General features: G+C 67.5%; 13 protein-coding genes and 1 pseudogene. 7 read left to right on the forward strand and 7 right to left on the reverse strand.

Features of this window, described 5'->3' with window-relative positions; translation table 11 throughout:
- Window position 1: 1 nt before the first annotated feature.
- On the reverse strand, window positions 2-1,300 hold the full coding sequence (locus tag CK620_RS05530) for an efflux RND transporter periplasmic adaptor subunit (protein ID WP_095549444.1): 1,299 nt from the start codon (window positions 1,298-1,300) through the stop codon (window positions 2-4).
- 394 nt (window positions 1,301-1,694) lie between these two features.
- Here CK620_RS05530 and icd point away from each other — a divergent pair, with 394 nt between their 5' ends.
- From icd to CK620_RS14020, 4 genes and pseudogenes are all read left to right on the forward strand, one after another.
- Window positions 1,695-2,951, forward strand: a complete 1,257-nt coding sequence (gene icd, locus CK620_RS05535; protein WP_095543688.1) for an NADP-dependent isocitrate dehydrogenase — start codon at window positions 1,695-1,697, stop codon at window positions 2,949-2,951.
- A gap of 771 nt (window positions 2,952-3,722) precedes the next feature.
- Window positions 3,723-4,169, forward strand: a pseudogene (locus tag CK620_RS14460) (hypothetical protein); the annotation flags it as partial.
- A gap of 168 nt (window positions 4,170-4,337) precedes the next feature.
- Complete coding sequence (locus tag CK620_RS05545) at window positions 4,338-7,853, forward strand: Lcl domain-containing protein (RefSeq protein WP_238946031.1); 3,516 nt, start codon at window positions 4,338-4,340, stop codon at window positions 7,851-7,853.
- A gap of 532 nt (window positions 7,854-8,385) precedes the next feature.
- Entirely contained in the window at window positions 8,386-8,919 is a 534-nt protein-coding gene (locus CK620_RS14020; protein ID WP_179290579.1) for an Lcl C-terminal domain-containing protein, read from the forward strand.
- Window positions 8,920-9,077: 158 nt separating this feature from the next.
- Here CK620_RS14020 and CK620_RS05555 read toward each other — a convergent pair whose 3' ends face one another.
- From CK620_RS05555 to CK620_RS05570, 4 genes are all read right to left on the reverse strand, one after another.
- Window positions 9,078-10,373: a TRAP transporter large permease gene (locus CK620_RS05555; protein WP_095549448.1), complete on the reverse strand. Its 1,296-nt coding sequence runs from the start codon at window positions 10,371-10,373 to the stop codon at window positions 9,078-9,080.
- Window positions 10,366-10,875, reverse strand: a complete 510-nt coding sequence (locus CK620_RS05560) for a TRAP transporter small permease (RefSeq protein WP_095539628.1) — start codon at window positions 10,873-10,875, stop codon at window positions 10,366-10,368. The genes CK620_RS05555 and CK620_RS05560 overlap by 8 nt, the downstream gene beginning before the upstream one ends.
- Before the next feature lie 199 nt (window positions 10,876-11,074).
- Entirely contained in the window at window positions 11,075-12,058 is a 984-nt protein-coding gene (locus CK620_RS05565) for a TRAP transporter substrate-binding protein (RefSeq protein ID WP_095549449.1), read from the reverse strand.
- Between the two features lie 231 nt (window positions 12,059-12,289).
- Complete coding sequence (locus tag CK620_RS05570; protein ID WP_095549450.1) at window positions 12,290-12,976, reverse strand: GntR family transcriptional regulator; 687 nt, start codon at window positions 12,974-12,976, stop codon at window positions 12,290-12,292.
- A gap of 98 nt (window positions 12,977-13,074) precedes the next feature.
- Here CK620_RS05570 and CK620_RS05575 point away from each other — a divergent pair, with 98 nt between their 5' ends.
- The 3 genes from CK620_RS05575 to CK620_RS05585 are packed head-to-tail and all read left to right on the forward strand — an operon-like array spanning window position 13,075 to window position 17,389.
- On the forward strand, window positions 13,075-13,890 hold the full coding sequence (locus tag CK620_RS05575) for a LamB/YcsF family protein (RefSeq protein WP_095549451.1): 816 nt from the start codon (window positions 13,075-13,077) through the stop codon (window positions 13,888-13,890).
- On the forward strand, window positions 13,890-15,632 hold the full coding sequence (locus CK620_RS05580; protein WP_095549452.1) for a 5-oxoprolinase subunit B/C family protein: 1,743 nt from the start codon (window positions 13,890-13,892) through the stop codon (window positions 15,630-15,632). Before CK620_RS05575 ends, CK620_RS05580 begins: the two co-directional genes overlap by 1 nt.
- The gene (locus tag CK620_RS05585; RefSeq protein ID WP_095549610.1) at window positions 15,632-17,389 is read left to right on the forward strand and encodes an acetyl/propionyl/methylcrotonyl-CoA carboxylase subunit alpha; all 1,758 of its coding nucleotides are present in this window, start codon (window positions 15,632-15,634) and stop codon (window positions 17,387-17,389) included. The genes CK620_RS05580 and CK620_RS05585 overlap by 1 nt, the downstream gene beginning before the upstream one ends.
- A 460-nt stretch (window positions 17,390-17,849) precedes the next feature.
- On the opposite strand, the gene CK620_RS05590 is transcribed toward CK620_RS05585, so the two are convergent.
- A complete protein-coding gene (locus CK620_RS05590; RefSeq protein WP_095549453.1) occupies window positions 17,850-20,243 on the reverse strand; it encodes a cytochrome P450/oxidoreductase in 2,394 nt (797 codons plus the stop codon).
- An 84-nt stretch (window positions 20,244-20,327) separates the two neighbouring features.
- Window positions 20,328-21,293 carry a Bug family tripartite tricarboxylate transporter substrate binding protein gene (locus CK620_RS05595; RefSeq protein ID WP_095542504.1) on the reverse strand — a complete coding sequence of 322 codons (966 nt, stop codon included), beginning with the start codon at window positions 21,291-21,293 and terminating at the stop codon, window positions 20,328-20,330.
- Between the last annotated feature and the right edge of the window lie 176 nt (window positions 21,294-21,469).

Raw genomic sequence — 21,469 nt, forward strand, 5'->3', positions numbered from 1 at the left:
GTCACGGCCCGGGCTGCGAGGCGGCGTGGCCGGGCGCATCGGCGCTGGCAGCAGCCCCAGCCTCGGCTTCGGCCTGGGCATCGGCGCTGGCCTCGATCTGCACCAGCGTGCCATCGGCCAGCAGGCCGGCCGCGCCACTGAGGATGGGCGTGCCAGCGGCCACGCCCTCTATGGCCTGCCAGGGCTGGCCGTCCAGCAGCGCGCGCGGGCCGAGCGTGACGCTGCGCTGCTGCACGCGCTGGCCCTGCAGCACCAGCACATAGGGCTGGGGCCGCTCGGTGCGGATGGCCGTCTGCGGCACGGCCAGCACCTGCTGCGCGCCCGTGCGGATGTGGCCGTGCGCGAACAGGCCATCGCGCAGCAGGGCGGCATCGCCCGCCTGAGCGCCTTGGGCCGCGTCGGGCGCGGCTTGGCCTGGAGCTTCGCCTGCGCTTTCACCCGTACCTTCACCACCCGCCCCGGGCGGCAGCAGGCGCAGAAAGACCGCCACATTGCGGCTGCCGGCCTGCGTGGCCGGGCCGATGCGCTCCAGCTCTGCCTGCCAGGGCGCGCCTCCGCCTTCGATCCACAGCTGCGCGCGCTGGCCGGGGGCCAGGTGGCGGGCATCGGCGGCGGCCACCTCGGCCTGCCACTCAAAGGCCTGCGGCGCGACAATCTCCAGCACCGCCTGGCCAGGCGCGACCACCTCGCCCGGTTGCACGTGGCGCGCCGCCACCAGTCCATCGATGGGGCTGTGCGCCTGGGTGTCGCCCAGGCCCTTGCGCGCCACCTCGACCGCCGCCAGCGCCGCCTGGTGCTGGGCGCGCGCGGCCTGCAGCTGCGCGGCGCTGCTGGCCCGCGCCGTGGGCGAGACAAAGCCCTGCTCGGCCAGGGCGCTGTCGCTGTCGGCTGTGCGCTGCGCCATGCTCAGCTGCGCCTGCGCGGCGCGCGCCTGTTGCTGGGCCTGCTGCACGCGCGCGGCGGCATCGGGCGCGGCGATGACGAACAGCCGCTGCCCGGCGCGCACCGCCTGGCCCTCGCGCAGCTGCAGCTGCTGCACCCGGCCGCCGGCCTGGGCCTTAATGCTCAGGCGCTGCGCGGGCCGCAGCGTGCCGCTGGCGGGCACCTGCTGCGGCAGCGCCAGGGCCTGCACGGTGGTGATCTCGCTGGGCAACAGGCGCACGCGCAGCGCCTGGCGCTGCTGCATCTCCTGCTGCAGGGCCTGGGCCCGGGCCTGCTCGCGCTGCCAGGCCCGCGTGCCGCCCCAGGCCAGCAGCGCCAGCGTGGTCAGCACCAGGAACCAGAGCAGGGGTTTTTTCATGGCATCAATGGGGGCAGGGCGGGCGGCGCAAGCGGCCGGGCGCGGGCAGTGTAGTGCAGCGGTTGAGAGTCTGTTCAGAATCTTGGCGCGCGAGTGGGCAAGAAGCAGTTTGGGATGGCCTTGCAACGTCGCAGGCCTCCCAAATCCGATTCATTGCCTGCGGTGCAGCGATTGTGAACGGTTCGGGGCGTGCAGCCCCCTGTGGGCAGCCACTGGCAGGCCAGGCCCCAGGCTGGGCGCGGATGGTTTGCCGCTAGAATGGGGCGCTTTTTTGTTCGCGCAGGGCATGGCCTGCGCATCGTTTGCGTTCCACCGCCGCCGCGCCGCGCTTGATTTTGTTTTGCACGTGCGAGCGGCCTGCGGCATCGGGCGCGGTCACTGGAGACGTTCACACATGACTTACCAGCACATCAAAGTGCCTGCCGAAGGCCAGAAAATCACCGTCAACGCCGACAACTCGCTGAATGTTCCGGACAACCCCATCATCCCCTACATCGAGGGCGACGGCACCGGCATGGACATCACCCCGGTGATGATCAAGGTGGTGGACGCGGCCGTGGAAAAAGCCTACGGCGGCAAGCGCAAGATCCACTGGATGGAGGTGTACGCTGGCGAGAAGTCCACCAAGGTCTATGGCCCGGACGTCTGGCTGCCCGATGAGACCCTGGACGCCGTGCGCGATTACGTGGTCTCCATCAAGGGCCCGCTGACCACGCCCGTGGGCGGCGGCATCCGCAGCCTGAACGTGGCGCTGCGCCAGCAGCTCGACCTGTACGTCTGCCTGCGCCCGGTGCAGTACTTTGCCGGCGTGCCCTCGCCCGTGAAGGAGCCGCACAAGACCGACATGGTGATCTTCCGTGAGAACAGCGAAGACATCTACGCCGGTATCGAGTTCGAGGCCGAGAGCGACAAGGCCAAGAAGCTCATCAAGATCCTGCAGGACGATTTTGGCGTCAACAAGATCCGCTTCCCCGAGACCTCGGGCATCGGCGTCAAGCCCGTCTCGCGCGAAGGCACCGAGCGCCTGGTGCGCAAGGCCATCCAGTACGCCATCGACAACGACAAGCCCAGCGTCACCCTGGTGCACAAGGGCAACATCATGAAGTTCACCGAAGGGGGCTTCCGCGACTGGGGCTATGCCCTGGCCAAGAAGGAGTTCGGCGGCGAGGAGATCGACGGCGGCCCATGGCTGAAGGTCAAGAACCCCAAGACCGGCAAGGACATCGTCATCAAGGACAGCATTGCCGACGCCTTCCTGCAGCAAATCCTGCTGCGCCCGGCCGAGTACAGCGTGATCGCCACGCTCAACCTCAACGGTGACTACATCTCCGATGCGCTGGCCGCGCAGGTCGGCGGCATCGGCATCGCCCCGGGCGCCAACCTCTCGGACACCGTGGCCATGTTCGAGGCCACGCACGGCACCGCGCCCAAGTACGCCGGCAAGGACTACGTCAACCCCGGCAGCGAAATCCTCAGCGCCGAGATGATGCTGCGCCACATGGGCTGGACCGAGGCCGCCGACATCATCATCAGCGCCATGGGCAAGGCCATCTCCAGCAAGAAAGTCACCTACGACTTCGCCCGCCTGATGGAAGGCGCCACCCAGGTCAGCTGCTCGGGCTTTGGCCAGGTGATGATCGATCACATGTGATCGCGACAGGGCCGCGCGCAGCTGGCGCGGCTTCCTAGATCGTGACTGCCGGGGCAGCCCGGCAATGCAAAACCCCCGCACTGGCGCATGCCAGGCGGGGGTTTTGTCGTGTGGGGCGTGTAGCTGTTGGGCCTCTCGGGCCTCTTTTATCTTGAGCATCTTCTCTCTTGAGCCTCTCTCTTGGGCGTGATGCACATGCGCCCTGCGCAACATGGCGCGCGGCTGCTGCGGCCTGCGTCGGTGAAGGGCCTGGGCGGGGCAGAGAAAGGGGCGTTGGCCAGACCATTGCTGCGCCCGGCCCTTGGTCAGGCCGCAGGCCCAGGGTTTTCCTGAGGCAAATTGTGAAAAAAATGCGCTGTCGCGCAAATTACAACTGATTGCACCTGGCTACAATTTCCGCCCTATGAATACTTGGGGAACTTTTTTTGCTGCAGCACGTAACGCAGCCCGTCTATGCGGGCGGCGAGATACACCCTGCCGGGCGCGGTTTTTGCGCCCTGGCCCCAGCCCGGCAGGCGGCTTGCCGCCGCCTGCGTCTGCTTTGCATCGTTTTCTTCGCCAGCCCGGCAGTGCCTCGTGCACTGGCCGGGCTGTTTGCATGCGGCCTGCGCCATGCAAGGGCCGCGTGCTGCGCCACCGTTCTGCCATCGAACTTCAACAACAAGGAGCTGAGCTATGTCATCCACCCTGCGCCAGCGCGCCCTGCGCTGGTTGAGTGCCACCGCGCTGGGCGCGGCCCTGGCCCTGCCGCTGGCAGCCCAGGCCGCGCCCATGCAGCTTGATTTCTATTTCGACCTGGACAACAGCGCCAGCAGCGGCTGCAGCACCCACGCCGCAGGGCAGAACATCCAGGGCTTCGAGCGCGCCGTGCGCATCCGCTACGACGACGCGGCCCACACCGTGGACGCCGCCAGCGTGGCGCAGTGCAGCGGCGGCAGCCTGCAGGCGCCCAGCGCGCTGGACGTCAGCCTGTGGCGCGTGGCCCCCGACCCAGGCAATGCGGCGCAGGTCGTGCTCAGTGGCAGCATCCCCGCTGCGGTGTTCCCCGCCGCGCCCAGCGGCGTGGTCGTCACCAGCTCGGCCAGCGGCAGCGTGCTCAGCGTGCTGGGCGGCAACCCCGGCTTTGCCAGCCTGCGCGGCCTGCACGGCATCGCGGTGCCCAGCAGCGGCCCCGTGCCCGTGCCCACGCTGGGCCACTGGGCGCTGCTGGCCCTGGCCCTGGCCCTGGCCGCGCTGGCCTGGCGCAGACGCCAGGCCGCCGGCCAACTGCTGGGGCTGACGGGCGCATCGCTGCTGGGCCTGCTGATGCTGGGCAGCCCAGGCCAGGCCCAGGCCGGCAGCGTCACCATCACCCCGCCTGCAGGCGGCACGGCCCAGCCAGGGCAGGTGCTGCGGGCCGAATTCCAGCAGGACAGCCCGCAATCGGATATGCGGGTGAAAGTGGTGATTCAAAAAGCAGAAAAACCTATGCTCAAAGGGCGGTTTATTGATGCGCCCGTTGAAAACCTGCACTACGTCACGGCCAGTGGTCACAAAGGGGTCACCGGGAAAAATGGGGAGTTTCACTACGCCAAGAGTGGCGAAATCGTTAATTTCATGCTTTCCGGGAAACAGCCGGTCGGCTTTGCTCCGGCAGCCCCTGAGATTCATGTTTTCGATTTGAAAAACCCATTGACATTGCAAGCCAAGTCGCACGAGCTGTACGCCAACCGCGTTGCGCAGCTGCTGCAATCGCTGGATTTGGATAAAAACCCGGAAAATGGCATTCAACTTGCGCCGCGCGCCCTGAGCGTGTTTGAGCAAGGGGAAACATTGGATTTTTCAATCACCCAAGAGCAATGGGATGAAAAGCTCAAGGCCGTTGCCAGCCGGAGCCAGACCGGCTTTCGCACCATCGAACAGTCCCATGAGCATGCCAAGAAAACACTGCGCAGGCGGGAAAATTCGTGCAGCAGCTTCCCCGATGTGACTTATTTGCACATTTTTGGCAGCCGGACTTCTGTGGCCAACCGGACTTGTCAGCAAAAAGCGGAAGCCCTGGCCTTTTATGAGTATACGCTGCCAGAGATGCTCAATGGCGCGCAGCAAGTTCTGGATAATGAGTTGCTGACCCGTGGGGATCAAATCTTCAAGGAAGATTTGGAGGAATTGAAGAAAAACAATTTTGCCAGCCGGGTTGCAGGCGCTGTAGCAGATTTTGCCGAGGTCTTGAGCAAGGCCCCGGAAAATGCCCTTGAACACCGCAGTCAAATGGCCAAAATTTCGGCGGCGGTGCTTTCCCTGGAGTTGCCAGTCAAAGGGCATTTGCAGACTTGCAAGAATCACGACGCGGCATGCAGGGCTGCACAGGAAGAAATCAACAGCAACGCATTGTTGGCTGTTGTCAGTGCGCGGGGGGATGTGCTGGAGTGTGCACAGCAAAAGTACGCTGCATGCATGAATGCCGTCGTGCGCATTCTGGAAGAAGGCCCTTACAAAGAGCAACCTGATGCCTTTATCAGGCAAGCGGCCAATCAAATCACGGATTTTCTGAAGGCGGCTGACGCAATCGGCGAGGCAATCAGCGAGTCAACCAGCAATCCGGAGCTGGCCGACTCTGCCGTAGGCGACTTCATCACGGCTTTGACACGGGTAGGCGTGGGGGAGCACTTTGTGCGTGAAGGGGAGATGATTGGATACGCTGCCAATGCAGCCCTGATTGCCTCAGAAGCCATCGATGTGGTATTGAGCTGCAGAAAGGCAACCGTCTCCCCGACGACTACCTCCCTGCAGGGATTTGCCAAATGCGCCAAAAAAACCACCGACTATGTCGTTGCCCGGGCTGGAGAGATTGTGCTTTCCGTCGGGGTCATGATTGCTGCCGAGGACATGAAGCGTGATGCCTATGCAGCCACCATTGCCGCTGCCTATATGCACAAGCGCCTGGCGGCAGGAAATGAACATGCGATGATTGCTGGTTACTCGGGCGTAGCCGTGCGCCAACCTCCCCGTGATTTTTTGAGCGATCAAGAGTACCGCGCGATGCGTGCAATAGCGATCAAGAAAATCGCAGACGAAATTGATATGCCGTTGGCCACCATTTTTGGCACCAAGCTGGACCAGGTGATCGATACTCTGGAGCGTTTTGAGTTGTACCTGAAAACGACAACCAGGCAAGTTCTGGAAGGCAAGATCAGCTCTTGCAGTCTGGTCGATGTGGGCAAGCTCAAGTCGCTGGAAATCCAGATGCTGGATGATGTGCCCGTGTTGAGTTTGGGCAAGCCAGCCAATTTCACGGCCGATTACAAAATCAGAAATGGTTTGAGCGGATTTGTGTTTGACTTTGGCGATGGCTCTGACTTCGTGCCTTCCGATATTTCTGCAGCCCGCCACACTTACAGCAAGGAGGGGGTTTACACCGCGCGCGTCATTCCCCTGGCCCAGGGCTATGGGCGCAATAATCTGCGCGTGTGCACTGGGCGCGGCCAGTCTTTGACGTTCCGCGTGCAGGATACGGTGGTCAAAGTCGATGAAATCGCCCCGACGAGCGTGGAAATCGGCCAGCGCACGAAAATCACCGTCAAGGGCAAGAATCTGCCCAAAACCGCGCTCATGGTCATCGACAACGCCAGTTGTGACGAGCCCGCGCCCCTTCGGTATGGGAAAGGGTTTACCCAATACTGCACCTTCTCCGGCGATGCGGGCCTGCGACCGGTGAAGGTCAAGGCCAGTGCCAACGGGCTGGTCATCGATGCCAGCCGCAAGATCAAGGTGCTGGAATCGGGCAATCCTGCCAAGGCCACGGCCTTGGCCCCTGCCATCGTCAATCGGGATGAATCGACGCTGTTCACCGTCATCGGCCAGGACTTGCCGGCCACTGCGGGCATCGTCTTTGGCGGCAGCGAAAACCATTGCGGCAATGTGGCGTCCTTGGTGCCTGCGGGGTCTGGCTTCAAGCAGGCTTGCCGCATCCGCAGCAGCGGCGACGAGAAAGTGGCCGTGGTGGTCGATTCGGCAACCAATGAGGTATTGGGCCGCTTCCAGGTGCAGGTGCTTGATGGCACGGCGCCCAAGGTCACGGCGCTGACGCCCGCCGAGGCGGTGATTGGCCAATCAGTGCAGTTCACCGTCAAGGGGCAAGGGCTGACCCCTGCCGTGCTGATCATTGAGGGCGTGCAGGAGTGCAGCGGCCGCAGCCCCAATGCCGAGGGCTTTACGCAAACCTGCACGCTGGGCGGCAGCGCAGGCACGCGCACGGTGCGCGTGCAATTGCCTGGGCAAAAACTGGTCGATCTGCGCCGCATCCAGGCCCTGCCCGCCGCCCCGGCGCCCGTGGGCATCGGCAAGATTCCGCACACCGGCGTCACGGCCCAGCAGTGTTACAAAAAAGGCAGCGATGCCCTGGTGGCCTGCAACAGCGCCGAGGCCATTGCGCTCAGCAATCCCGGCAAGCAAGACGGCATGCGCGGGCACATCAATGCGATGAGCTACAGCGAAGTGCCCGGCTTTGCCCGCACGGAATGCGTGAAGGACAACCTCACCGGCCTGATGTGGGAAGGCAAGACCAGCGATGGCGGCTTGCGCGATGGCGGCAAGCGTTACACCAACCATGGTGATGGCCGTGCGGGTGATGCCAGCGAATACGTGAACCAGGTCAATGCCCAGGGCCTGTGCGGCCACCACGACTGGCGCCTGCCCACGGTGGATGAGCTGCACAGCCTGGTGGATTTCAGCAAGCCCTATCCTGGCCCCACCATCGATACGGCATGGTTCCCGAATACGCCTGGCGCGGATTTCTGGAGCGGAACGCCGTATGCGGGCAATCCCGCCTACGCCTGGGTCGTCCATTTCGGCGACGGCGTCGCCGGCGACCTCAGCCGCAACCTCCAGCGTGCGGTGCGGTTGGTGCGAGCCAGTCAGTGATTGGAGCGCGAAGCGCATAGGGCATTGATATGGGTACGCCACTGCCGCCGATTTACCGCGACTGCCGCCGCCTGCTGGCGCACACGCAGGACTTGGTGAGAAGCACAAGAAGCGGTGCGCGGCCTCTGCGCGGCGTGCAAAAACGTGGACTTGGGCGGTCTGCGGCGTTGCAAAGCCTCGCCGGGTTGCCTGGCCCGGCTGCGTTTTGCGCCTTGCAGCCCATCCCCACCCACGTTGTGCCCGCTTGCGCCGAGACCGCGCACAGCTTCCTGGCCGCTACCACCAATACACCGTGGGCACCGACTTGCGGCGCGCCGCCATGCAGAGGATGCGCACCGTCAGTCAGGCCAGGGGCAGCCGCCCATGCAGGCGCGGCAAGCGCCGCCTTGCCCCCTCCAAAGGGGGGGAGGGCAGGGGCGGGCCAGCGCCCGATGGGGCGCCAACCCCTGAACCCTTGCCCCGCACAACCCCTTCAACCTGCTTCTTCAACCCTCGGCCCCCAGGCCCCATCCCTTTCCAAAGTGAGACTGCCATGCCTATCCCATCACACCCCTTGCCTCGCCCCGCCGCCCAGCCCCGCCTGCGCTGGCGCACGGCCCCCGCTGCCCTGGCCCTGGCCCTGGGCGCAGCCGCCATGCCCGCCCTGGGCGCCTGCCCCAGTCAACCAGACCGTTTCGTGCCCAATGGCGCGGAAGTCACCGATAGCCAAACCGGCCTGGTCTGGGCGCGGTGCAGCGCAGGCCAAAACTGGGACGGCAACGCCTGTGCCGGCCATGCGAGCCGCTATACCCACGAGCAGGCCCTGGAATACGCCGCCAGCCAAAGCGGCTGGCGCCTGCCCAGCGTGAAAGAGCTGTTCAGCCTGGTGGACAAAGGGTGCGCAGATCCGGCTATCGATGCCACGGTGTTTCCCAACACGGTGACGGATGTCCGTTATTGGTCGGCAACGCCGTCTGCGGGTTATCCCGCCTACGCCTGGAACGTCCTTTTCGACTTCGGCAACGCCAACTACGGCGGCGACCGCTACACCCAGCGTGCGGTGCGGTTGGTGCGAGCCAGTCAGTGATTGGGGGCGGTGCAACCGCCTTGGGATTTTTGTTTCGGGCTGGCACTGGGTCGATCAAAACGATGCGCCCGGCCAGGGCGCATTGCCATGTCGGCATTGCGCAGGCCCTGCCGTGCCGCCGGGCCTGGGCGCGGCGCAAGGCTTGGGAGGGCCGGCGCTCACATCCTGCCCGGCAGCCAGGTGACGATGGCCGGGAAGAACCAGAGGATGGCCAGGGCCAGCACCATCAGCAGGAAGTAGGGCGCGCAGGCCTTGCCGATGGTGGTGATTTGCTTGCCGGTCATGCCCTGCAGCACGAACAGGTTGAAGCCCACGGGCGGGGTGATCTGGGCGGTCTCGACGGTGATGACCAGGAAGATGCCGAACCACAGCGGGTCGATGCCGGCGGCCTGGATGATGGGCAGCACCACGGCCATGGTGAGCACGATGGTGGAGATGCCGTCCAGAAAGCAGCCGATGAGGATGTAGAACAGGCCCAGCACGAGGATCAGCATGCCCGGCGACAGGCCCAGGCCGCCGACGTACTCAGCCAGCTGGCGTGGCAGGCCGATGTAGCCCATGGCCAGGGTCATGAAGGAGGCGCCGGCCAGGATCAGCGCGATCATGCAGTACAGCCGCGTGGCGCCCAGCAGGGCGTCACGGAAGGTGCGCCAGTTCAGCGCGCCCTGCAGGGCCGAGAGGATGAGCGCGCCGAGCACGCCCACGGCGGCGGCCTCGGTGGCGGTGGCGATGCCGCTGTAAATGCTGGCGATGACGCTGAGGATGAGCAGCACCACGGGGATGAGGTGGCGCGATTGGCGCAGCTTGTGCGCCAGGCTGCTGGGCCCGTCGGCGCGCGGCACGCGCCTTGGGTGGCGCAGCGCCCAGAGCATGATCCAGCCGGAGAACAGCGCCGCCAGCAGCAGGCCGGGCAGCACGCCGGCCATGAACAGCTTGGCGATGGAGACATCGGCGGCCACGCCATAGACGATGAGGATGATCGAGGGCGGGATCAGCAGGCCGAGCGTGGCCGGCCCGCCCAGCGAGCCGATGATTTGCATCTCCGGGTAGCCGCGGCGGCGCAGCTCGGGGATGTTCATCTTGCCGACGGTGGCGCAGGTGGCGGCCGAGGAGCCCGAGACCGAGGCGAAGATGGTGCAGCCGATGACGTTGGTGTGCAGCAGCCGCCCGGGCAGGCGCTCGACCCAGGGGGCCAGGCCGCGGAACATGTTTTCCGAGAGGTTGGTGCGGTAGAGGATTTCGCCCATCCAGACGAACAGCGGCAAGGCGGTGAGCGTCCAGCTGCTCGATGAGCCCCAGATGGTCAGCGCCATGGCGTCGCCCGCGGGGCGACCGCTGAGCACCTGCATGCCGAACCAGGCCACGCCAGCGAGCGTGAGCCCGACCCAGACGCCGCCGGCCAGCAGCGCGAACAGCACGGTCAGCAGCGTGATGCTGGCGGCGATTTCACTCATGGTGGCGCTCCTCCTGCAGGCTGGCTGGGCGGCTTTGGCCGCGCAGCGCCAGCAGCAGCTCGTCGATGAAGGCAATGCTCAGCACCAGCGTGCCCGCGGCCATGAGCAGCTGCGGGATCCACATCGGTGTGGCGTCGCTGGCGGTGGAGATGTCGTTGAACTGGTAGGACTGCCACACCAGCCGCGCAGAGTAATAGGCCAGAAAGGCCGAGAGCAGGCTGGCGATGGCCAGCGCGGCAATTTCCAGCGCGCGCCGCGCGCGGCCGCGCAGCATGCCCAGCACCAGCGTGACGCGGATGTGCTCGCCGCTTTTGAGCGTGCCTGCCAGGGCCAGAAAGCCGGCGCCGGCCATGGCATAGCCGGCATAGGCATCGCTGCCGGCGGCGGAAAAGCCCAGCAGGCGGCTGGCGATGCTCAGCAGCACCATGAGCAGCACGCCGATCATGGACAGGCCAGCCAGCCACAGGCTGGCGGCGTAGAGGGCATCGAGTGTCTTGCGCATGGCCTTGGCTTAGGGGTGTGGGTGGGAAGAAATGAACAAGGGGGCAAAACGCTGCGCCCGGCAGACTGGGCGCATCTGGTGGGCGCACCCGGGCGGCAGGGCAAGGCCAGACGCGGGCGATCAGGCGCAGCGTTTTGCCAAGGGCATTGCCCTCCCACTGGCTGTATTGAGGGCGAGGGGGCGATGCTCAGGCCTTGGGTTACTGGCCTTTCTTGTAGGCGTCCAGCAGGGTCTGGCCGTCCGCGCCGGCGCTCTTGAGCCATTCGGCCTGCATGGTCTCGCCCACCTTGGCCAGATCGGCCTTGAGCTGGGCGCTGGGTTCGAGCACTTGCATGCCTTCTTGCTTGAGCTTTTCCATGGACTGCTGCGTGACCTCCTTGGAGCGTGCCCAGCCGCGCTCCTCGGCGGCGGCGGCGGCCTTTTTCACGGCCTCTTGCGCAGCGGCGTCCAGGCCCTTGAAGGCGCGTGCATTGGCCACGACGATGTTCTTGGGCAGCCAGGCCTGCACGTCGTAGTAGTACTTCATGCTCTCGTAGAGCTTTTTGTCGGTGCCGGTGGAGCCCGAGGTCATCAGCGTCTCGACCGCGCCGGTGGCCAGGGCCTGCGACAGCTCGGCCTCCTGGATGGTCACCGGCTGCGCGCCGACCAGCTCGGCAATGCGCGAGGTGGCCGGGCTGTAGGCGCGCATCTTCATGCCCTTGAGTTCGGCGGCCGATTCAATGGGCTTTTTCGAGAACAGGCCCTGCGGCGGCCAGGGCACGGCGTACAGCAGCACCATGCCTTGCTCGCCGAGCTTTTTCTCCAGCAGCGGCTTTTGCGCCTGGTAGAGCTGCTGGGCTTGCTCATAGCTGGTGGCCAGGAAGGGCAGGCCATCGGCGCCGAACAGCGGCCACTCGTTCTGGTGGCCCACGAGCAGGAACTCACCGGCCTGCACCTGGCCGCCCTGCAGCGCGCGCTTGATCTCCGGGCCCTTGAACAGCGAGGCGCCGGGGTGTGGCGTGATGCGCAGCTGCCCGCCGGTGGCGCTTTCCACGTCCTTGGCGAACTGGGCGATGTTTTCCGAGTGGAAGTTGAAAGCCGGGTAGGGCGAGGGCAGATCCCACTTGGTCTGGGCCTGGGCGGGAAGGGCGGCAAGGGCGCTGCTGAGCACAGCAGCGGCGGCAATGAAGGAACGGCGTTGCATGGACAAGGCTCCTGACTGGTTGGGCAAGGGGGTCGGCGGGCTCTATCCCCCTAGGGGTTGGCAAAAAACAGGCCTGTGTCGTGCCGCCGGTGGCCTGTGCGTGGTTGAAATTCCGACTGGGTGTTGATCTAATGGCCAAGATTGTTCAACAATGTGCATCCTACTCTGCTTTGGTCTGTCATTCTGTCCCGTAGATTCCCCAATGCCTGCCGACGCGGCGCTGGCATCGCCTCAAAGACTGCAGCGCCCGTACACGGCCAGCACCATGCGTTCGGATTGCACCAGGTACTCCTGCAGCATCTGCGCCGCAGCGGCGGGCTGGCCGTCCTCGAAGCGTTGCAGGATTTGCGCATTCAGCTCCACGTAGGGCGCGTGCAGATACTGCTCGTCGCCCAGCAGGCCAAAGGCCAGGCGCAATTCGGCGGCAACGTTGGCAAACAGGGTCGAGAGCCGCTGGCTGTCGGCCAGCGCCACGATGGCAGCGTGAAAGGCCATGTTGGCCGTGCCGGCGGCCTGCCAGTCGCCGGCATCGCGCGCCTGGCGGGCCCGCTGCAACGCCTGGCACATCAGCTGGTGCGCCGGGTGGCGCGGCCAGGCCTGGGCCAGCGCCGGGCACTCGATGAAGCGGCGCACGCGGTAGATGTCGATGATGTCGGCCATGCGCGGCACCGCCACGGAGACGCCGCGGTTGGGCTCGTGGTGCAGCAGCCCTTCCTTGGTGAGGATGCGGAACACCTCGCGCAGCGTGTTGCGCGAGATGTCCAGCTGCTCACACATGGCGGCCTCCGACAGGTGCTGCCCGGCGCGCAACTGGCCGCAGATGAGCTGCTGGCGGATGACGTCGGCCACGGTCTCGGTCAGGCTGGGCGCGGCGGGGTGGTCGGAGGTCGTGCTGGACAAAGTGGTCGAGCGGGGCATATCGGGGCAGGGCGGTCAGTAGCGGCGCAGTCAATGGCAGCGCAGTCAATGGCGGCGCAGTCAATGGCAGCGCGCAATCATATCGACAGGAGAAGTGCATGGACTTGAACAGTGACCTCGGCGAAGGCTTTGGCGCCTGGCGCATGGGCGATGACGCGCAGATGCTGCGCATCGTCACCAGCGCCAACGTGGCCTGCGGCTTTCACGCCGGCGACGCCGCAGGCATTCTGGAGACGCTGCGCCTGGCCGCAGCCCAGGGCGTGGCCATTGGCGCGCACGTGGCCTACCCCGATCTGGTGGGTTTTGGGCGGCGCAACATGAGCCCCAGCAGCCGCGAGCTGGTGGCCGACGTGATCTACCAGATCGGCGCCCTGCAGGGCCTGGCGCGCGCCGCAGGCACTTGCGTGCGCTACGTCAAGCCCCACGGCGCGCTGTACAACACCATCGCGCACGATCGGCGCCAGGCCGAGGACGTGATCGAGGCCATACTGGCCGTGGATCCGCAACTGGTGCTGATGGGCCTGGCCGGCTCGCCGCTGCTGGGCTGGGCCCAGGCGCGCGGCCTGCGCACTGTGGCGGAAATCTTTGCCGACCGCGCCTACACCGCGCAAGGCGCGCTGGTGCCGCGCGGCACGCCCGGTGCGGTGCTGCACGATGCGCAGCAGGCGGCGCAGCGCATGCTCGACTGGGTGCACACCGGCTGCCTGCCCAGCATCGATGGCCAGCGCATTCGCCTGCAGGCAGACTCCATCTGCGTGCATGGCGACAGCCCGGCGGCCGTGGCCATGGCGCAGCAGCTGCGCCAGCAGTTGCAGGCCGCTGGCGTGGCGCTGCAGCCGTTTGCGCCGCTGCCTGCCGAGCCTGCGCCAACGACCGCTGCCACGGCCACGCCCATTGCCGGAGGCACAGCGTGATGCATTGGCGCGCACTGCCCGCGGGCGATCAGGCCCTGCTGCTGGAGCTGGAGGATCTGCCCCAGACCCTGGCGCTGCTGGCGCGACTGCAGGCCGCCCAGGCGCAGGGCCTGCTGCCCGGCCTGGGCGAGATGGTGCCGGCGGCGCGCACGCTGCTGCTGCAGTTCGACCCGCACCAATGCACGGCGGCGCAGCTGCTGGCGAGCCTGCAGCCGCTGCTGCAGACGCTGACGCAGCCGCTGCAAGGGGCGCAGGAGGGTGCGGCGCGCTGCGTGCCCATCCCGGTGCGCTACGACGGCGAAGATCTGGACGCCCTGGCCGAGCTGCTGGGGCTGAGCCGCAGCGAGCTCATCGAGCGCCACACCGGCTGCGACTATCTGGCCGCCTTTGCCGGCTTTGCGCCGGGCTTCGTCTACCTGGCCGGCGGCCATGATTGCTTTGCGCAAGTGCCGCGTCGCGCCACGCCGCGCACCCGTGTGCCGGCCGGGGCCGTGGCGCTGGCCGGCCACTTCAGCGCCATCTACCCCAAGGCCAGCCCGGGCGGCTGGCAGCTCATCGGCAGCACGCCCTGCGTGATGTGGGATTTGCAGCGCCCCGAGCCGGCGCTGATCCAGCCCGGCTGGCGCGTGCGCTTTCACGACCTGGAGCGCCCCGGCGCCAGTATCAGCTTGCCGCCCGCGCCGCCCGCGGTACCCCCGGCGCCAGCGCGGCAAGCATCGATGGCGCCGCCGCCCCAGCCTGGCGCCTGCCTGGAGGTGCGCTCGCCCGGCCTGCAAACGCTGCTGCAAGATGGCGGTCGCTCGGGCCAGACGGCCCTGGGCGTGGGGCGCAGCGGCGCGCTCGATGGCTGGGCCATGCGCGCAGCCAACCGCTGCGTGGGCAACCCGCCGGGCACGCCCGTGCTGGAAAACCTGCTGGGCCAGCTGGTGCTGGTGGCCACCGGGCCTGCCGTGCTGGCCGTCACCGGGGCCGACGTGCCGCTGCGCATCCGCAGCGCCGATGGCCGTAGCCGCCAGGCCGCCACCGGCTGCGCGCTGACCCTGGATGCGGGCGATGAGCTGCAGCTGGGCAGCCCGCGCGCCGGCGCGCGTTGCTATGTGGCCGTGCGCGGCGGCCTGCAGGCGCCGCTGGTGCTGGGCAGCGCCGCCACCGACACGCTGGCCGGCATCGGCCCCGAGCCGCTGGCCGCCGGTGCGCGCCTGCCGCTGTTGCCAGCGGGCGCGCTGGGGCCCTTGCAAGCCGTTGATGCCGATGGCCTGACCTGGGGCGCGGCGGCCCGCGCGCTGCCACGGCCCGGCCAGACCGTGGTGCTGGACGTGCTGCCCGGCCCGCGCGCCGATTGGTTCGGCCCCCAGGCCCTGCAGCTGCTGCAGGGTCAGCCCTGGCAGGTCACGCCGCAGTCCAACCGCGTGGGCATGCGCCTGGCCGGGGCTCAGCCCTTGCAGCGCGCGCCGCAATGGGCCGGGCAAGAGCTGCCCAGCGAGGCCACCGTGGCCGGCGCGCTGCAGGTGCCCGCCAGCGGCCAGCCGGTGCTGTTTTTGGCCGATCATCCGCTCACCGGCGGCTACCCGGTGCTGGCCGTGCTGGCCAGCCACCATCTGGACCTGGCGGCGCAAATCCCCGCCGATGTCCAGCTGCGCTTTCGCCCCATAGGCCGCTGGCCGCAGGGCGACGCGGCCTTGCCCGCAGCGCAGGCCGACGCTCCAATTTCCACCACCACCATGAAAGAACCCCCGCGATGATTCGCAAGGTCCTGATCGCCAACCGAGGCGAGATCGCCGTGCGCGTGGCACGCGCCTGCGCAGACTACGGCGTGCAGTCCGTGGCCGTTTATGCCGACGCCGATGCCGACGCGCTGCACGTGCGCCTGGCCGACGAAGCCTGGGCGCTGCCCGGCCAGAGTCCGGCCGACACCTATCTGAACATTGACCAGCTGCTGGACGTGGCGCGGCGCAGTGGCGCCGATGCCGTGCACCCGGGCTACGGCTTCTTGTCCGAGCGCGCCGAATTTGCGCGCGCCGTGCTGCAGGCCGGGCTGGTGTGGATCGGCCCGCGGCCCGAGACCATCGAGGCGCTGGGCGACAAGGTCGCGGCGCGGCGCATCGCCCGCCAGGTCGGCGCGCCGCTGGCCGCCGGCAGCGACGGCCCGGTGCATAGCGCCCAGCAGGTGCTGGACTTTGCCCGCGAGCACGGCCTGCCCATCGCCATCAAGGCGGCCTTTGGCGGCGGCGGGCGCGGCCTGAAGATCGCCTGGCGCATGGAGGAAGTGGCCGAGCTGTACGAATCGGCCGTGCGCGAGGCCACGGCCGCCTTTGGCCGGGGCGAATGCTTCGTCGAGCAATTCCTGCACCAGCCGCGCCACATCGAGGCCCAGGTGCTGGCCGATGCGCACGGCCAGGTCGTTGTGGTGGGCACGCGCGATTGCTCGCTGCAGCGGCGCAACCAAAAGCTGGTGGAAGAAGCGCCTGCGCCTTTCCTCAGCGATGCGCAGCGCCAGCAAATCCACAGCGCCGCGCAGGCCATCTGCCAGGCCGCGGGCTACGTGGGCGCGGGTACGGTGGAGTTCTTGCTCGGCCAGGGCGGGCAGCTGTCCTTTCTGGAGGTCAACACCCGCTTGCAGGTCGAACACCCGGTGACCGAGGAAACCACCGGCCTGGATCTGGTGCTGGAGCAGCTGCGCATTGCCGACGGCCAGCCGCTGGCCATCACGCACACGCCCGAGCCGCGCGGCCACAGCATGGAATTTCGCATCAACGCCGAGGACGTGGCGCGCGGCTACCTGCCCACGCCAGGCACCATCGCCGTGTTCGAGGCCCCGGCCGGCCCGGGCGTGCGCCTCGATGCCGGGGTGCAGGCCGGCTCGCCCGTGCCGGGCCAGTTCGATTCGCTGATCGCCAAGCTCATCGTCAGCGGCAGCAGCCGCGCCCAGGTGCTGGCGCGCGCGCGCCGGGCGCTGCGCGAGTTCCGCATCGCTGGCGTGGCCAGCACGCTGCCCTTTCACCAGGCCGTGCTGCAGGAGCCGGACTTCACCGCCGAGCACAGCCCCTTTGCCGTGCATACCCGCTGGATCGAAACCCAGTTCAAGGCCCCCTGGCCCATGACCGAGCGCCCCGAGCCGCCCGCGCCGGCGCTGCAGCGCAGCTTCATCGAGATTGACGGGCGACGCGTGGCGCTGGGCCTGCCAGCGCACTGGCTGGGCGCGGCCGCCGCGCAAAGCCTGGCTGCCGCCAGCGGCCAGCCGCTGCAGCAGCTGCAGCAGGCGGCAGAAGCCCCGGCCACGGCCGCGCAGGACCGGATGCTGCTGGCGCCGCTGACGGGCACCTTGCTGCGCTGGCTGGTGGCCGATGGCCAGGCCGTGCAGGCTGGCGAGGTGGTGGCCGTGATGGAGGCCATGAAGATGGAAGCGCCGATCACCGCCCCGGCCGCGGGCATGCTGCGCCTGCACGCCCAGCAGGGCAGCAGCGTGGCCGCGGGCGGTTTGCTGGCAGTGCTGGAGTAAGGTGCCCTGCTGATTGGCGAGGGCATGCGCGTGTGGCGCTGGCTGCCCGCTTGCGCAGAAGGGTGTGTGGATTGGGCCGCTGCGTGTCAGCGTCCATCAAGGGCCGAGCGAAGCGATGGCCCGTGTAGAGCCCCCTTCTGCCAGCGCCTGGGCCGTTGGCCTGACAGGGCGGGCAGGCCCACACACAGTGGGCCTGCATCGTTCATCAAATTTCGCTGCGGCTGTTTGAGCGTAGCGGCAAAGCCGCGCAGCGAGTTTCCGCAGCATCCGCCCTGGCAGGTCATCGGCACAGGTCGCCCTGGCGCGCAGCGCCGGGGTCGCGGGCAGTGGGGTCGCCTTCTTTTGCCTCCTTTTCTTGGCGAGACAAGAAAAGGAGGTGCGCCGCCGGGCGCATATCCCGGCCTCTGCACTGCCCATTCGCACGGGCCGAAGCTACCGGGCGCCATCGCATTGCATCTGCTCAAAGAGACAGCACGATCTTGTCGCCCACGGCGCGGGAGCAGCAGGCCATCATGCGGGTGTTGGCGGCGCGTTCGGTTTTGGTCAGCACCTTGTCGCGGTGGTCGATCTGGCCTTGGGCGACGGCCACTTCGCAGGTGCCGCACAGGCCCTCGCCGCAGTCGCAAGGGATGTCGAAGCCCGCAGCCTGCAGGGCCTGCAGCAGGGTTTGGTCGGCGGCCACGGGGATGTCCAGGCCCGAATCCTTGAGGTGGGCCGTGAAGCCGTGCTCCTTGGCCGGGTCGAGCACGGCGCTGTCGGTGTGGAAATGCTCGAAATGCAGCACGCCTTCGGGCCAGTTCTCGGCCATGGTTTCCAGCGCCTCGATCAGCCGCGCCGGGCCGCAGGCGTAGACGCGGGTGCCGGCGTCCACGTCGGCCAGCAGCGCGGCCAGGTCCATGCGCTGGCCCTGGTCCTTGGCGTAAAGCCGCAGCGCGGGGGCGTGATCGCGCTCAAGCCGCGCCAGCAGCGCCATGTGCGCGCGCGAGCGCGCGGCGTAGTGCAGGGTGTAGGGCTTGCCCAGGGCCTTGAGGCGGTCGGCCATGGCCATCATGGGCGTGATGCCGATGCCGCCGGCGATGAGCACGAAGCGCTGCCCCTCCTCGTCGAGCCGGAACAGGTTTTTCGGCCCGGACAGTTGCAGCTGGCTGCCCGGCTGCAGCGTGTCGCAGAAAAAGCGCGAGCCGCCGCGGCCTTCGTCCTCGCGCTGCACGACGACCTGCAGGGTGTCGCACGCGCCGTTCGGGTTGTTTGGGCCGTTCTTGTCGTTCGGGCCGGCCGGGCCGCACAGCGAGTATTTGCGGCGAAAGCCGCCGGCGATCAAGTCCACGTGGGCGCCGGCGCTCCAGGCCGGCAGAGGCTCGCCCGTGGCGCTGGCCAGCACCAGGCGCCACAGGCCCTGGCCTTCCTGGTGCTTTTCACGCACCACGACGGGGCGGGCGATGCTGTCCTTGGCGGGTGGGCCGATGTAGAACGGCGCGGGCTCGGGCATGGCTTGCGCCAGGCGCTCGGGGTTGCGCGCCGGATCCCATTCGACCCACAGTGCGTCGGGGCCGCGAAACGAGGTGTTGGGCAGGTAGCCGGGCGTCTGGCCGGGCACCAGGCGCATGTGCGGCAGGCGGCGCACGAATTCTTCGAGGAAGACGCGCATTTGCATGCGGCCGATGTTCTTGCCCATGCACTGGTGCGCGCCGTAGCCAAAGCTCAGGTGCTCGACGGCGGCCTCGCGGTACAGATCGACCTCGCCAGGGTTTTCAAAGTGGCGCGGGTCGAAGTTGGCCGAGGCCTGCAGCAGCAGCAGCTTGCCGCCCTTGGGAATGGGCACGCCGCCGACGACGGCGTCGGCCGTGGCCACGCGCCGCCAGGCGATGATGGAGCCGGCCACGCGCAGGCATTCCTCGACGGCGTTGGGGATCAGCGCCGGGTTGTCGCACAGGGCCTGCCAGGCGCTGCGCTGCGTGAGCAGCGTCATGAAGGCGTTGGCTGTGGCGTTGGAGGTGGTCTCGTGCGCGGCGGCCAGGATGGCCATCATCATCGAACGCAGGTAGGACATGGGCACCACGTCCGGGTGCTTGCGGTGCTGGGCGATGGTTTCGTACATCCAGCCCTGGCCCTGGCCTTCGGGCTGGGCCAGCATGTCGTCGAGGATGCGCTGCGCCGTGGCCCAGAACTGGCCGACGTTTTCGGCGATGTCGATTTGCTCCTGGGGCGTGGGCCGCCCCCAGGTGTTGAGCGTGTGCGCGGCGGCAAATTGCTGCAGCTGCTGCACGCCTTCGTCGGACACGCCCAGGAACTTGAGCGCCACGGCCAGCGGGATTTCATAGAACATCTCGCCGACCAGATCGGCGCGGCCCTTGTCGATGAAGCGATCCATGTACTGGCGCGCCAGCGAGCGCACCATGGGCTCGAAATGGATCAACCGCTCCGGCAGGAAGGCGTCGAGCAGCAGGCGGCGGCGCTCCATGTGGTCGGGTTCGTCCTCGTTGACCATTGTGCGGCTCATGGCGTAGCCATAGCGCTGCAGGATGGCGCTGACCTCGGGCGTGGGCGGGGTGATTTTCTCCAGCGCATTGGCCGGGGAGAACAGCAGGTTGTCGCGGAACACGGCCTTGACGTCCGCATAGCGCGTGACCACCCAATAGCCCAGTTGGGGGCTCCAGAACACGGGCTCTTGCTCGCGGGCCCAGCGCACGTAATCGGCCGGGTGCTGCTGGTAGGCGGCGCTGAAGGGGTCAAACTGTGCGGCCTGGGCACTGACGGGGCAGCCATTGGGCGCCAGTGTGGCAGTGTGGGCAGCGCCACTTGCGCCACTCAATGGGCAGCCGGTGGCTGCCTGGGGTTGGGAGGTGCTGGGCATGGGCGTGGGGCGTGGGTCGTTGTGGCGTTCTCTGGGGCGCTGGCATGGCCATGTGGGCCTGCCAGCGCCATCCAGCGCAATCCATCAGTCCAGCGAGATGCCCAGATCGCGGATCAGCTGGTGCCAGCGCGTGGTTTCGCTTTCCAGCAAGGCGGCATATTCCTCGGGCGTGTTGCCCACCGGCTCGATGCCGAACTCGATGAGCTTTTTCTCAACCTGGGGGTCGCGAATGGTTTCGACCACGGCGCGGTTGAGCGCGGCGATGGTGTCCTTGGGCGTGGCAGCGGGCACGGCCAGGCCGACCAGTGCGGCGGCCTCAACGCCTTGCAGGCCCAGCTCGGCGAAGGTCGGCACCTCGGGCAGCTGGGCCAGGCGCTGCGAGTGCGCCACGGCCAGCGGGCGCACTTTGCCGCTGCGGATGAAGCCCGCGCCAGCGGCCAGGTCCACCATCATCGCCGGCACCTGGCCGCTGGCCACGTCCGACAGGGCGGGGGCAGCGCCACGGTAGGGCGCGTGCGTCATGTCCAGTTTGGCCTGGGTGCGAAACAGCTCCATGGCCAGATGGTGCGGGCTGCCCGCGCCAGCGGAGGCGTAGTTGAAGCCATTGGCGCTGTTCTTGACCAACGCGGTGAATTCGGCCAAGTCCTTGGCGGGCAGCTCGGGCGAGGTCACCAGAATCATCGGGAAGCGCCCCATCAGCGTGACCGGGGCCAGATCCTTCACGTCGTAGACCAGCTTTTGGTAGAGCGCGGGGTTGAACACCAGCGTGCCGTTGTCGGCCGAGACCATGGTGTGGCCATCGGCCGCAGCGCGTGCGGCCTCGGACGCGGCAATGCCGGTGTTGCCGCCGGGCTTGTTCTCTACCACCACGGCTTGGTCGATGCGGGTAGAGAGGCTTTGCCCGATGGTGCGGGCCAGGAAGTCCGAGCCGCCGCCGGCCGGGTAGGGCACCAGCCAGCGCAGCGACTGGCTGGGCCAGTCAGCGGCGGCCGAGGGCATCGGCTGAAGCAAGGGGGCGGCCAGGCAAAGGGCGGCAAACAGTTTTTTCATGGTGTTTTTCCTTGTGGTGAAGCAGGTGGGGGGGACGCCGGCAGGGCGCTTGGCCTGCAAGCGGGGCACAGCCTTTGCAGGTGTGTGCAAGCATCAAGAAGGCTTGGTCGAAGCGGGCGCGCCGGCACCGAAAACCCCTCGCCATGGCAATGCCCTGGCGAGGGGTTGGAGTGCAT

Origin of the sequence: Vandammella animalimorsus, assembly GCF_002285285.1 — a bacterium.
Taxonomy (GTDB): Bacteria; Pseudomonadota; Gammaproteobacteria; order Burkholderiales; family Burkholderiaceae_C; genus Lampropedia; species Lampropedia animalimorsus.

What these genes read in the sequence shown, in the direction of transcription:
- CK620_RS05530 (WP_095549444.1), bottom strand. Translation starts at nt 1,300, where the DNA reads ATGAAAAAACCCCTGCTCTGGTTCCTGGTGCTGACCACGCTGGCGCTG.
- icd (WP_095543688.1), top strand. Translation starts at nt 1,695, where the DNA reads ATGACTTACCAGCACATCAAAGTGCCTGCCGAAGGCCAGAAAATCACC.
- CK620_RS14020 (WP_179290579.1), top strand. Translation starts at nt 8,386, where the DNA reads ATGCCTATCCCATCACACCCCTTGCCTCGCCCCGCCGCCCAGCCCCGC.
- CK620_RS05555 (WP_095549448.1), bottom strand. Translation starts at nt 10,373, where the DNA reads ATGAGTGAAATCGCCGCCAGCATCACGCTGCTGACCGTGCTGTTCGCG.
- CK620_RS05560 (WP_095539628.1), bottom strand. Translation starts at nt 10,875, where the DNA reads ATGCGCAAGACACTCGATGCCCTCTACGCCGCCAGCCTGTGGCTGGCT.
- CK620_RS05565 (WP_095549449.1), bottom strand. Translation starts at nt 12,058, where the DNA reads ATGCAACGCCGTTCCTTCATTGCCGCCGCTGCTGTGCTCAGCAGCGCC.
- CK620_RS05570 (WP_095549450.1), bottom strand. Translation starts at nt 12,976, where the DNA reads ATGCCCCGCTCGACCACTTTGTCCAGCACGACCTCCGACCACCCCGCC.
- CK620_RS05575 (WP_095549451.1), top strand. Translation starts at nt 13,075, where the DNA reads ATGGACTTGAACAGTGACCTCGGCGAAGGCTTTGGCGCCTGGCGCATG.
- CK620_RS05580 (WP_095549452.1), top strand. Translation starts at nt 13,890, where the DNA reads ATGCATTGGCGCGCACTGCCCGCGGGCGATCAGGCCCTGCTGCTGGAG.
- CK620_RS05590 (WP_095549453.1), bottom strand. Translation starts at nt 20,243, where the DNA reads ATGCCCAGCACCTCCCAACCCCAGGCAGCCACCGGCTGCCCATTGAGT.
- CK620_RS05595 (WP_095542504.1), bottom strand. Translation starts at nt 21,293, where the DNA reads ATGAAAAAACTGTTTGCCGCCCTTTGCCTGGCCGCCCCCTTGCTTCAG.